The organism is Butyricimonas faecihominis, assembly GCF_033096445.1.
GTDB classification, from domain to species: Bacteria; Bacteroidota; Bacteroidia; order Bacteroidales; family Marinifilaceae; genus Butyricimonas; species Butyricimonas faecihominis.
In genome coordinates this window covers 559,058-572,286 of record NZ_AP028155.1, presented here as the reverse complement: position 1 = coordinate 572,286, position 13,229 = coordinate 559,058, and the positions used below count along the sequence as shown (strand labels likewise).

General features: G+C 44.3%; 12 protein-coding genes. 4 read left to right on the top strand and 8 right to left on the bottom strand.

The window, feature by feature from the left end; genetic code table 11:
• Positions 1 to 62 precede the first annotated feature (62 nt).
• The 4 genes from R8806_RS02415 to R8806_RS02400 all read left to right on the top strand — a co-directional run bounded on the left by R8806_RS02415 (position 63) and on the right by R8806_RS02400 (position 3,512).
• The gene (locus tag R8806_RS02415) at positions 63 to 1,265 is read left to right on the top strand and encodes a sensor histidine kinase (protein WP_124316511.1); all 1,203 of its coding nucleotides are present in this window, start codon (positions 63 to 65) and stop codon (positions 1,263 to 1,265) included.
• Positions 1,250 to 1,936, top strand: a complete 687-nt coding sequence (locus R8806_RS02410) for a response regulator transcription factor (RefSeq protein ID WP_164719611.1) — start codon at positions 1,250 to 1,252, stop codon at positions 1,934 to 1,936. Before R8806_RS02415 ends, R8806_RS02410 begins: the two co-directional genes overlap by 16 nt.
• A gap of 280 nt (positions 1,937 to 2,216) precedes the next feature.
• Positions 2,217 to 2,858, top strand: a complete 642-nt coding sequence (locus tag R8806_RS02405) for a DUF6266 family protein (protein WP_124316513.1) — start codon at positions 2,217 to 2,219, stop codon at positions 2,856 to 2,858.
• Between the two features lie 12 nt (positions 2,859 to 2,870).
• Positions 2,871 to 3,512, top strand: coding sequence for a DUF6266 family protein (locus tag R8806_RS02400; protein ID WP_124316514.1), 642 nt, complete (start codon positions 2,871 to 2,873; stop codon positions 3,510 to 3,512).
• On the opposite strand, the gene R8806_RS02395 is transcribed toward R8806_RS02400, so the two are convergent.
• The 8 genes from R8806_RS02395 to R8806_RS02360 form a co-directional block, all read right to left on the bottom strand.
• Positions 3,513 to 5,612, bottom strand: coding sequence for a KamA family radical SAM protein (locus tag R8806_RS02395; RefSeq protein WP_124316515.1), 2,100 nt, complete (start codon positions 5,610 to 5,612; stop codon positions 3,513 to 3,515). It lies immediately after the preceding gene.
• A 208-nt stretch (positions 5,613 to 5,820) separates the two neighbouring features.
• Positions 5,821 to 6,426, bottom strand: a complete 606-nt coding sequence (locus R8806_RS02390; RefSeq protein ID WP_124316516.1) for a hypothetical protein — start codon at positions 6,424 to 6,426, stop codon at positions 5,821 to 5,823.
• A 155-nt stretch (positions 6,427 to 6,581) separates the two neighbouring features.
• Positions 6,582 to 7,055: a nucleoside deaminase gene (locus R8806_RS02385; protein ID WP_124316517.1), complete on the bottom strand. Its 474-nt coding sequence runs from the start codon at positions 7,053 to 7,055 to the stop codon at positions 6,582 to 6,584.
• Between the two features lie 14 nt (positions 7,056 to 7,069).
• Complete coding sequence (lgt, locus tag R8806_RS02380; protein WP_151411449.1) at positions 7,070 to 7,909, bottom strand: prolipoprotein diacylglyceryl transferase; 840 nt, start codon at positions 7,907 to 7,909, stop codon at positions 7,070 to 7,072.
• Between the two features lie 88 nt (positions 7,910 to 7,997).
• Positions 7,998 to 11,288, bottom strand: a complete 3,291-nt coding sequence (secA, locus tag R8806_RS02375; protein ID WP_124318082.1) for a preprotein translocase subunit SecA — start codon at positions 11,286 to 11,288, stop codon at positions 7,998 to 8,000.
• Between the two features lie 97 nt (positions 11,289 to 11,385).
• Positions 11,386 to 11,712: a hypothetical protein gene (locus tag R8806_RS02370; RefSeq protein WP_151411448.1), complete on the bottom strand. Its 327-nt coding sequence runs from the start codon at positions 11,710 to 11,712 to the stop codon at positions 11,386 to 11,388.
• 142 nt (positions 11,713 to 11,854) lie between these two features.
• Positions 11,855 to 12,511, bottom strand: coding sequence for a uracil phosphoribosyltransferase (gene upp, locus R8806_RS02365; protein WP_124318126.1), 657 nt, complete (start codon positions 12,509 to 12,511; stop codon positions 11,855 to 11,857).
• An 87-nt stretch (positions 12,512 to 12,598) separates the two neighbouring features.
• Positions 12,599 to 13,213 (bottom strand): HdeD family acid-resistance protein, encoded by a 615-nt coding sequence (locus R8806_RS02360; RefSeq protein ID WP_124318127.1) that lies wholly within the window; start codon positions 13,211 to 13,213, stop codon positions 12,599 to 12,601.
• Positions 13,214 to 13,229: the final 16 nt, after the last annotated feature.

Sequence of the window (13,229 nt, the reverse complement as noted above, 5' to 3'; positions counted from 1 at the left end):
CTCGTCTATGTGGCGGTAACCATTCAACAAACGTGCATGTTGAAATAGCAAAAGAAAAGTGAATGAAACACGATTTAAGAATAATAGGTTATATCACGTTCACGATATTCATTTTATTGTGGATCAATCAATTATTCTCCGGTATTAAATTATACGAAACCGTCAAGACACGCTGGCAGATTCACATGGATTCTATAATAGAATCAGTTATTCCCCCGTACGTGGAAATCCTGCAAACGGACTCCGTTCAAGAACGAACCCATCTTTTCTTGTCATTAGACAGCGTATTACGCTCCCAAACACCCGATGCCGTTCATTTCACCATCGCACAATTAGACAGCACAAATCAAATCATAGTCCGATTCCAGCATCACAAAACGCCTACGCCCGACATAACACGAGGAAACAGTTTTCCGATAAATAATCTTTCCCACGAATCCTTGGCCATTTATTACAATTTTCCAATCTCCTTCTTTTTAGAGGAATCATGGCAAGACATCCTCGCCATTGTCGCACTGACACTACTACTTGTTCTAGGTTTACAATACCTCTCCCACGCCCAACAACATCTATCCCGCCTTCAGGAAGAAATGATTAAACAAGTCGTGCATGACTGGAAGACCCCTCTCGCAAGTATCGTTACCCTGTCTGAACTTGTAGAAAAGAAATCCATCCCCGAGGATGACGAAAAGGGACGTGCGAAAATTAGGCTCATCCAAGAAGAAGCCAACCAACTGAAAACAAGCTCTCAGCAATTGCTTAAAACGTTAAGTGGGCTCGCCCACTTGAACATCACCCGGGACGAATTTAACCTGAAAAACGAGATACTCTCGTTATTCGAGAAACAATACCTCGCCAACCACGAACAAAAAGATATCCAGTTAAACCTGCGCTATCTCGTTGAATCCGAAATTGTTTATGCATCACATTTCTACCTACTCGGCGCTCTTCAAAATCTCTTGGATAATGCCGTGAAATACAGCGGAGAAACGCCACAGATCACCGTAATCTGTTACCAAAAAAGAGGAACCTTCGTTATAGAAATAAGGGACAACGGTCCCGGTATTCCCAAAAAGCAACAAAAATATATTTTCAACAAATATTATCAGGCAAACAAAGACTCTACCAGTAAAAAAGGATACGGTTTAGGCTTGACATACGTCTACAACGTCATCAAAGCCCACAAGGGAAAAATCACGGTGGACAGCCCGCCGGGAAAAGGATGTACATTCACGATATACTTACGCAAATGGAAGAAAAAATAAATATACTCTATGCCGAGGACAACACCACGGCCGCCATGATATACACGGAAATCCTTGAAGAAGCCGGGTACACGGTAACCCTTGCCAAAGAAGGGAACAAGGCATGGCAACTATACGAAACCGGAGCTTGGGATCTCCTGTTACTTGACATGGACCTACCGGGAAAAGACGGCCACGAACTGATTCGCCTTGTACGGGAAAAAGGGGATCAGGTTCCGATCGTGATTCTCAGTTCCGTCAATCACAACCATGCCCTGTACGAGGGAGCCGACGATTATCTCGTGAAAGGTTGTAGCGTGGACGACGTGAAAGCTCGCTTGGACAAGGCTATCGCCAGAACCAAACGATTGAACACGGAAAAAGAACAAGGCCTTTTCCGCGTCTCTCCCGACACCACCTTCAACAAAAACAACCGACTGCTCACCATCTCCGGCAAACGAGAAGAGTTGAAAAGTATGGAATCAAACATCTTATGGCTATTCTGCCTGCGGATCAACGAGGTGATTCCCACCGTGGAAATGTGCGAAACGCTCTGGGGTGTCTATACCACAGACAAGGAAAAAGCCCTCACCAGATACGTCTGCCTGCTGAATAAAAAACTGAAAGCGGATAAAAGCATCGCTATCCAAAACGAATTTGCTCGAGGTTACAAACTCGTGAACGGCTTGTAGTATAAAAATTCACCCTAGGCCCTCAAATACATAAATGCAAATTAATGTCACAAAACGTGACATTATCACTAACATATTCTTATCAAATTGCGAGCCGCTCCCATTCCGCTCCCATTCCGGCCCTATCCCCCTCCTACAATTAAAATTAAATATTGCAATTAATTTGTTTTTTTAAAGTAATCTATCTACATTTGAAAACTCCTACATAGCATTATTTTAGTCTTAAAATAGGAGACTGACTCATAAACACGACCGAAAGGTCAACAAAATCAGAAAATACATGGCAACATTAAACGATTCGGTATTACAAGGAGCCTCCGGGAAAATCGGGGGATACGTGACTTACACGGTAGGAAATAAAACGTATGCCCGAAAATTGGCAGACACCATCAGCAACCCGCGTTCGGAAGGACAAACGACACAACGTTCAAAGCTCCCCGGAGCCCAGACCATGTATCGTGCCACACGAGGAAGCATGCTGGAAAAAGTGTACACGCTCGTGGCACGGGAAGAGGAACGACGCTCCGGCTACCACTGGTTCCTTCACGCAAACATGAATATGTTCGGCCCGAATGACTACATCGATTACCCCCGGCTAGTCCTGTCGGATGGTAGCCTGCAATTACCTTTCGGGATGAAAGCCACGGCCATTCACGCAGACAAACTGGAACTGGAGTGGCTGGATAACACGTCAACCGTCACCGCGCAAGCGACCGACCAACTGACCGTTGCCGCCATCTTTGACAACGAACCCTATCAACCCGTCGTGCTGGATGACACGGGATTCTGCCGATCAAATGGAAAAGCCATCGTACCCGTCCCGGAAGGAACATGGACAACAGCCCATTTATATTGCTTTTTCGCTGCCCAAGACGGGAAACGTTACTCCCCCTGCATGTATTTCTCTACTTCCAAATCTTAAAACACGAATATCATGGCAATCTTTAAACCGACCATATTTCAAGACATCTCCGGTTCCGTCGGCAACGTAACCTCCTACAAAGTGGGTAAAACTCAAATCGCGAGAGGAAAACCGGGTTTCGTGAAGGATGCGAAAACCCCGGAACAATTGAAACAACGTGCCAGACTTAGCCTGATCACGAAATTGCGTCGCCGTTTCCTCAAAATCCTATCCGTGGGGTATTGTTCCCCCTCCGGCAAAATATGCGCCAACTGCTTCACCCGTGACAATATTCACAAAGTAAACGCCGATGACGTGGAAAATCCCACCGTGGACCTGTTGACGCTCTCGCTCTCCGGTGGCGGGTTACGATTACCCCTCATCGAGGCTGAAGTGAACAAGGAAAAACGGCTGGTCACGTTCCGGTGGAAACAACAACCATTAATGCCTTTCATGGCTAAAGAAGACCGCTTGATGGGTGTGATTCATGAACGGGAAGAAAAGAAAAGCCGGCTCGTGGAACTCGGAACTAGAGGTACAAGCGGGGAAGAAGAATGGTCGTTACCGGAAGACTGGGACGTGAATCAACTGGTCGTGTACGGTTTCGCTGTCAGCGCAAACGGGCAGAACGCATCGGGGACACTGGGATTACTCGAAACTAACGGGGACGCCTGATCACGAATCAATTTCCAGATTCGTGAAATCCCCCGTGATTTCAATTCTCGGTTCCGGATATTCAAAAAGGGCAAAACGGGATTCCGTGCGCCCTTCAGTATAATCCCACAACGAACTATAATCCTCCACACGTTCGCCCAACGCTTGCAATTGGCGTAAATAAGCCGCGATCGACTTACTTTCCACGATATAAATCTCTCCCTCGTGATCCACTTGAGGGCTATGTCGTCGTCCCACGTCCAGAGAAAAACGTAAAATACGCTTTCCCTCCTTTGTCATCCCGACCGTCTGGTACGTCATGCTCTTCCCGATTCCGGGCAGGTTCATCACGTTTCGATCCGTGGCCAAAAACGGTTGCCAGTATTTATCCAACAAATCCGGTAATTCAGAGGGAATCCTTTCCGGGTATTTCAACAATTCCAAGATCTCCTTTTCCAACTCCACGGGTAAATCTCCGTACACTTTTTCCTCCAACATCTCTTGTAGCGAACGACTATTCGGGGCAAACAAGGCATAATTCTCCTCGAATCCCTTCACGGAAAAGGTATAATAGGTCAGAATACCGATTCGATTCAAAACCTCTCTCAACCTCGCCGTATGTCCCCGACGTGAAACTGCCACAGTGAACACAGCCTGATTGGTGATAATCCATCCGGCCTCCAGCAAGCGTCGGGTAGCCTGAATCACCTCCTCGGTCACTTCCAAAGGCGACTCGAAATGAGTCTGTATGAAAAATTGCTGAATCCCGACCTGTTCCGCCTTCTCCCGGAATCTTTTCAACACTTCGATCAAACCGTCATTTACACGACTGGGTAAATAAGCCAATAACCTCGAACCCAATCTCACCCGTTGTATCTCGGCATATTTTTTCCCTTTCCCACGCCGTTTGTTCAATTCTCGCTTGCGCACGGCCATACGGAAAACAGCATCCAGAATTTTCTCCAACGTCTGGTTCTGACTCATCAGAGCATCCCCTCCCGTGATCAAAATATCCCGTAATTGAGAATCATGCTCGTAATACATCATCAGACGCTCCATCTTGACTTCCCACCCGTCTGTCGGTTTCAGCCGATCCAAGTTAAAATTCAAATGTCCTTTCTGAAAGTCGTACATTCGCTGGCATAAAGCGCACAGCCCGCCACAAGCCCGTCCCATCGAATCCGGGATGAAAATAGCCACTTCGGGATAACGACGATGAATATTCGTGGCATTGGGCAACAACCACCCGGCAGCATTCGGTTTTCCCGGTTCCACCACATCCTCTTTTTCCCACGCACGGATTTGCCCGAAATTCTCCACCAGCTCTTCGGAATAGATCACGTAACTACGAATCGTGGAATCATCGTACCCATCCGTCCGAACGCTCAACAAGGAAAGATAATAGGGTGTCACGAAAAACGGGATTCCTTTCTGCCTCGCCCGGTGTAAAAGCTCCATTAACTCCGGCGATAACGTGTTACCCATGAACAGGTTCAACTCATCCGGTTCCCGGACAGCTAAAGCGAGATGAAATTTATAATCCCCCCACCATTCACTCACCAACTCCCGTTTTCTCTCCATGCTCATTCCCTCTTCAAAACGATAACGGGTATTCAACTTATCTCTCTTCTCTATTTTCTCGATCAACAAACCACATATCCGCTCCCGGTTCTCCCGTCGCTCTTGAGCTACATCCTCATCCATCCCGGTTTTCCAACGTCCCCGCCATTGATCACATCGTGCCCGCTCCGGTAAAACGACTTCATCTGTCTGGTATTTCTTAAATAGATAATACCAATCCAACAAAAAATCCGGATGTATGCCATCCCCCTCTCCCCGTAAAGCTTGCCATAACCATTTAATCGGTTCATAACGAATCTTCTCCCCCGTGGAAAAATCACGAATATGCCGGGTCTCGTTCATAAACATCCGGAAAAATCGTTTTATAGACGAAGAAGTCGAATATTTTGTCAAAGCGGCACGCACGTACCCCTTCAGGAATTGTTCAAACTCTTTCCAATCCTTACTAAGGCTTGCACCTTGCATGATCGTCGGGAACTCCCGCTCAAATAAACTCACCAACTCTACACACGAAAAATTCAATACATCTTTCTCCTTCACATTTTCTCCTTATCTTAGATTAAACAAAAACGACAAATGGATATCGCCCAAACAAGTCCCCGGAAGTCAGGGTTTCGAACATTCATATAGAAAATAAATGCCTGATGTTTACAAATTTAATAAAAAAAGAGAAAGTTCGCAACCTACAAAACAAAAAAAGACGCCGCAATCTCGTGGACACGGCGTCTTTTTCAATATTTACGCGATCTTATCTAAGATCTTCTTCTGTCAAATTTTCCAACAATTTACCATATATCATCCCGGAACAACCCAATATCATGGCCATATAAATAACCATCAAACAAAATGCAATAATAACCCCGATAAACGGAATCCAAGTCAATAACAGGGATGCCACTAAAAAGGCTAGATAAACAACAAACATCACGGCAAAAATGATCCATTTGTTGCCATAAGTCATTTTATTACTCAATGATAACGCTTTGGCCGGGTTCACCCCCTTGTCCAGTACAAGATAAAGGGCTTGACTCCAAATAATCCCCAACACGATACCGGGTACAACAAGAAAAATCATGGCCATCAACACCCCTGCCGTGTACCACCCACAAGTCAAAAAGAACTCACCCATATAACGATAATATTGTTTCTCGAAAATACAGAGAGGGGAAAAAATCTCTCCTTTACTGAATTTAATGGGAATCGTCATGATAGCTATCGTGGTCCCCACATTCACGTAAGGAATCCAGATCGTCAAAAGCCATAATACAATTGCACCCAAAAGAGAAGGCAGATTTTTCATTCCCACCAAAAAACCTTGCGATAACACGCTACCAAAGTCCAATTTCTTTTCCATAATTCTAAATTTAGGTTGAGTAATTAAATTCTACACACGACCTACCACGTTGTCATTCACAAATATAACAAATTTAAACGGAATAACAATTTCATTTAGAACACGAAAAAGAGAGGATATAAAAAAAGAGTCAAAAAAATTTTGACTCTCCTTTTCTAATATCTCGTTTTATTATTGGTCGTCTGCCAAAGCCTGAATTCCTCTCCCGCACCCTCTTCTCGTTTATTCTCAAACGGGATACAACGCATAGGCCCATCCAACACGATCTCTTTATAGATAAAAGAATCATCAAAGCCACCGACAGCGGCATCCTCCTTCGTGCAGGCATAATACACCCGTTCAGGTCTAGCCCAGTATATTGCCCCCAAACACATGGGACACGGTTCACAACTGGAATAAATCTCACAACCTTTCAACTGGAAAGAATCAAGTTGCCTACAAGCCCTACGAATAGCATTCACTTCCGCGTGAGCCGTGGGATCATTATCCGGCACAACCGTATTCCCGGAGGTTGCGATAATCTTACCATCCCGTACAACTACCGCCCCGAACGGTCCTCCTGTCCCATTCTCCACGTTCTCCACGGCAATACGAATTGCCTCCTTCATAAACTCCGGATTATATGCCATTTTAATTTTAGATTTTAGTTTTTAACTTTTATCTTTTTCCCGCTTCTCCAAATCATGTAAATCCCGATCAATACAAAAGGAATACTCAACCATTGTCCCATATTCAAGGTCATGGCATTTTCAAATTCTTCCTGGTTCTCTTTCACAAACTCGATCACAAAACGAGCGGTAAAGATCAGTACCAAAAACATTCCAAAAAGAAAGCCCTGACGATCTTTCGCTTTCGTCTTCCAATACAAATGCATTAAAACAGCAAAACTGATCAGATAACAAATCGCCTCATACAACTGTGCCGGATGACGGGGTGTCGACGGATCAGGCATTCCGGAATGTACAAATCGGAATCCCCAAGGCAGATCAGTCGGTAAACCGACAATCTCCGAATTCATCAGATTTCCCATACGGATAAAAAATCCTGCCAACGCAATTGGAATTACAGCACGATCCAAAATCCAGAATATTGATTTCCTACTTACCTTCTTGGAATAGTACCACAACCCGGCAATAATACCGATTGCAGCCCCGTGACTAGCCAACCCTTGATATCCGGTAAAACGGAATTCCGGTTGGAATCGAACCGGTAGAATAATTTCAAACGGATGAGCGCTATAATATGCCCAATCATAAAAGAAACAATGTCCCAACCGGGCCCCGATCACCGTGGCAACCGCCACGTATATCCACAACTTATCCAACCACTGCTGGCTCAACCCTTCCGACTTGAACATCTTCTCCTCTACCTTATACCCGCACACGAAAGCCAAGGCGAATAATAACCCGTAATAACGAATCGAGAAACCACCTAAACTAATTAATTCGGGACTAACATCCCAATTGATAAATAATGAAACCATAATTATTTTGTGATTTAGTGATTATGATTAAGAGATTCAATGATTGCATAATCACGGAATCATCAAATCTCTTAATCACCGAATCAGTCTATTCTTCCCCCTTCCCGTGGCAATTCTTGTATTTCTTACCACTTCCGCAAGGACACGGATCATTACGTCCTACCTTGGGACCCACTTTCACGGGCTCGGTTTTACGGGGAGCTTGATTGGTCTGAGCGGCAGGAGCATCACTACGTCCCGTACGCATCTTGCTTAAATCGGTTCGTTTCTCTTCAGCCTGTTTCACTTCTTCAGGAGCCTCAAAAGGAATTTGTCCCTTCATCAAAGTAGACACGACATTCTTGTTGATTTTGTCCACCATACTCTTGAACAAGTTGAATGACTCGAACTTATAGATCAATAACGGGTCTTTCTGCTCGTAAGTTGCATTCTGCACGGATTGTTTCAAATCATCCATTTCACGCAAATGCTCTTTCCATGCGTCATCGATATGAGCCAACATGATAGACTTCTCGTAAGCACGGATCAACTCCTCACCTTCAGATTTATACGTCTTCTCAAGATTAGCCACGACATTGTAAGCCCGTTTCCCATCGGTAAACGGCACTACTATATTCTTGAACATTTCTCCTCTCTGCTCGAAAACATTCTTGATCACCGGGAACGCCTGTTTAGCGATAGTCTCCGTCTTACGACTGAATGTATCCCGAACCTCCTTGTACAGTCTCTCAGTCAAATTGTTGGCAGAAGTCTTCTGGAAATCCTCTTCTTTTATATCAAAGTCAACGGCAAAATATTTCAACACATCCATACGGAAGCTTTCCAAATCATTAGCATCCTTGTGTTCTTCCACCAATGTCTCGCAAACATCATACATATTGTTGGCAATATCCACTCCGATTCTCTCTCCCAACAAAGCGTGACGTCTCTTCTTGTAGATCACCTCACGTTGAGAGTTCATCACATCGTCATATTCCAACAAACGCTTACGAATACCGAAGTTATTTTCCTCCACCTTACGTTGTGCACGCTCGATAGATTTGGTAATCATGGAATGCTGAATCACGTCACCTTCCTCGTGTCCCAAACGGTCCATCACCCGAATGATTCTCTCGGAACTGAACAAACGCATCAAATCATCTTCCAATGACACGAAGAACTGAGAAGAACCCGGGTCTCCCTGACGTCCGGCACGACCTCTCAACTGACGGTCTACACGACGTGAATCGTGACGTTCCGTACCGATAATGGCCAAACCTCCCGCTGCACGTACCTCCGGACTTAACTTGATGTCGGTACCACGACCGGCCATATTGGTTGCAATCGTAACTACCTGTGATTTACCGGCCTCTGCAACAATATCTGCCTCCCGTTGATGCAACTTCGCATTCAATACGTTATGCTTGATACCCCGCAATTTCAACATACGGCTCAACAACTCGGAAACCTCGACGGAAGTCGTACCCACCAACACCGGGCGGCCTTCTCCAACCAATCGGGTAATCTCCTCGATCACCGCATTATATTTTTCACGTTTCGTCTTGTACACGTAGTCATTAGCATCCTTTCGAATCACCGGTTTGTTGGTCGGGATAACCACAACATCCAATTTGTAAATATCCCAGAACTCACCCGCTTCCGTCTCTGCCGTACCGGTCATACCGGCTAACTTATGGTACATACGGAAATAATTCTGTAAGGTGATCGTGGCAAATGTCTGCGTGGCAGCCTCTACTTTCACGTTTTCCTTCGCCTCGATAGCTTGGTGCAAACCGTCTGAATAACGGCGTCCTTCCATGATACGTCCCGTCTGCTCGTCCACGATCTTCACCTTGTTGTCAATCACCACGTATTCAACATCCAATTCGAACAACGTGTATGCTTTCAACAACTGGTTCACCGTGTGTACACGCTCAGATTTGGCGGCATAACTTTGCACCATCTGGTCTTTTTTCTCCAGCTTCTCTTCCTCAGTCAGGTTCATCTTATCGATCTCTGCCAATTCAGAACCCACATCCGGCAAGATAAAGAAGTTCGGATCTTCACCCGCGGCCGTAATCGTATCATGCCCTTTATCCGTCAAATCGATAGAGTTCTGTTTCTCATCGATCACGAAATAAAGTTCATCCGTAATCTCCGGCATACGACGGTTATTCTCCTGCATATAAACATTCTCGGTTTTCACCAAGGTTGCCTTGTTTCCTTGTTCACTCAAGAACTTGATCAATGGCTTATATTTGGGTAATCCCTTATATGCTCTCAACAACAATATAGCCCCCTGTTCCTCTTGTTTCCGATCACCGCTAGCCAACAACGTTTTAGCTTCCGTGAAAATCCGGGCAACCAACTCACGCTGCATACGCACCAACTTCTCCACACGAGGTTTGTACTCGTCAAACATCTGAATGTCCCCCTTCGGAACCGGACCGGAAATAATCAACGGGGTACGGGCATCATCGATCAACACGGAGTCGACCTCATCGACAATCGCATAATGATGCTTGCGTTGTACCAAGTCTTCCGGGTGAATAGCCATGTTATCTCTCAAATAATCGAAACCAAATTCATTATTTGTTCCGAAAGTAATATCTGCCTGGTAAGCTTTCCGTCTCTCCGGAGAGTTCGGCTCTGTCTTATCAATACAGTCAACAGACAACCCGTGGAACATATAAAGAGGTCCCATCCACTCGGAGTCACGTTTTGCCAGGTAATCATTGACCGTAACCACGTGTACCCCGCGACCAGTCAAGGCATTCAAGAATACAGGCAAGGTAGCTACCAACGTTTTACCTTCACCGGTAGCCATCTCGGCAATCTTACCTTGGTGTAACACGGAACCACCTATCAACTGCACGTCATAGTGAACCATATCCCAGGTAACCTCGTTACCTCCGGCCAACCAAGAGTTGAAGTAAACGGCATCCTCACCGTCAATTTCCACGAAATCTTTCGTTACGGCCAAATCACGATCAAAATCGTTAGCCTTCACGACGATCTCTTTATTTTCTTTGAAACGTCTTGCCGTATCTTTCATCACGGCAAACGCCAAAGGTAATATTTCGTTTAGAACATCCTCTAACTTCGTGTTAATCTGTTCTTCCAGCTTATCAATCCGGTTATAAATTTCCTCTCTTTCCTCGATCGAAGGTTTCTCATTCTCTACTCTTGCTTTCAAAGAAGCAATTTCATCCTCTTCTTCCTTCACGTGAGCGTGAATCTTTGCTTTCAGATCAGCTGAAATCTGTCTCAACTCATCATGGCTCACGCCTTTGATCTTTTCCCACTCTGCATTTACTTTTGACGCGATCGGCAATAATTCTTTCAAGTCACGATCAGACTTGTTACCAAAAAGACTTTTTAATATATCGTTAAATCCCATAGTTTATAATTGAAAATTGAAAATTGAAAATTGAAAATGACCAAGCACAAATCTCCTTTAGTCATTCAATCGTAAATCTAAAATCATAAATCCGAAATCATTCCATTTTCCCGGGAGCCCGGATGGGATTTGCTGCAATTTCCGGGACTTTCCAACCCGGTAGTACAACAGACGAATAAGTAGTATAAACTTTTACAGCATCCACGGTTTCCGCGTGACTCTGATTGTAGAAATCGCCATAATCGAAATCCTCCGTGGATCTTTTCTCAGTAGAAATCGTGATTACCTTTTCGGTAGAAGAAACCAACAAACGATAGCAATCTGTCCTAACGGATACATTCCCCCCACGCACATTTATCGGCAGGGTTGCCACGCATCCAGCAACAACATACAAAGCTGCTATCAAATATTTATTCATTTCCATACCGCCAAAGATAATGCTTTTCTCCTAACTTTCAGTTTTTATCTTTTAGTTTTTATCTTTTTAGATTCCATGATTCCCTCCTACCATCCAATACTCTTTGTAATCACGAAATCATTTAATCGCCAATCACAAAATCTTACTCTTACAGCTTTTCCCCGAAAGCCAAATCTCCGGCATCACCAATTCCCGGATCGATATAGCAACTCTCTGTCAGATGCTCATCCAATGCTCCCGTCCAGATCGTTACCGGCTCATCTTTCAAAGCCTCTGTAAGTTTTTCTATACCTTGACGACTGGAAACAATAGCCGCAATATGCGTGTGTGCGGGCCTTCCTCCCTGTTTCAATAACTCGTGATAAGCCACCACGATAGAACCTCCCGTGGCTAACATCGGATCTACCAGCAATAACTGTTTTCCTTCCAAACTTGGCGTGTAAATAGAATCGAAACGAATTTCAAAATCAATATGATTTTCTTTATATTTTCTTCTTGCCGAAATAAAAGCACTCCCGGAACGATCGAAATAGTTCAAAAAACCTTGATGAAAAGGTAATCCTGCACGCAACACGGATGCCACCACCACCTCTTCGTCTGCCAATCTGACATCAGCCACGTTAATCGGTGTCTGTACTTGTCGCGTTGAATAACGAAACGTCTTACTGATCTCGTAAGCCATCACCTCACCAACCCGTTCCAGATTCCGACGAAAACGCAACGGATCTTTTTGAATTTCTTTATCCCTAAGTTCTGCTAAAAAACGATTATAAACCGAATCCTCCTTGTTAATAATATGCACCATTTTATCTATTTCTTTTCTTAAACCTTTTCGATCACACGCACCTATCCTGTAATTTAAAATCTAAAATTTAAAATCGTAAATCTTCATTTATTCTATTTCTTCATACTCCGCATCCTCAATCTCTCCACCTCCCATCTTCTGTTGTTGCTCGGTTTCATGTGTCTCCTTACGCAACTGATTAACCTTATAATGATTAATCAAATCCGTTATCCCGTAAAATATTGTCACAGCACCGAAGAAAGTTATAATTCCTTCTTTCGCCGAGAACGGATTAGCAAAAACAATCAATCCGGCCAACAAAATAATTACCGGATACACGTAACTCAACGGAGCGATATGCCCGAATTTCCTCGCAGAAGTCAACATCACCAACTGACCGATACCCGCAACAATCAGGATAAATCCCAACAAATACATCAACATGTTGGTGAAAAAATCAGCCATCGACCACAATAGAATACCCAAAATAATACTTCCGATCCCGTTAAAAGAAGTCAGTCCCCTAGCCGAACGTTCATTCTGATCCCGCATAGAGACCAGAAAAGAGATAATCCCGGTAACACAAAATACGGCTCCGATAATCTTTACCGTGTAATTTAACACTTCTGTCGGCCACAGTACGAGCACAAGACCTAAAACAATCGCCACGATCGATTTAACGATAGTTCTTTTGTAATTTCCGGAAGTATAAATAATCTGCATAACTTCTATTTTTTTA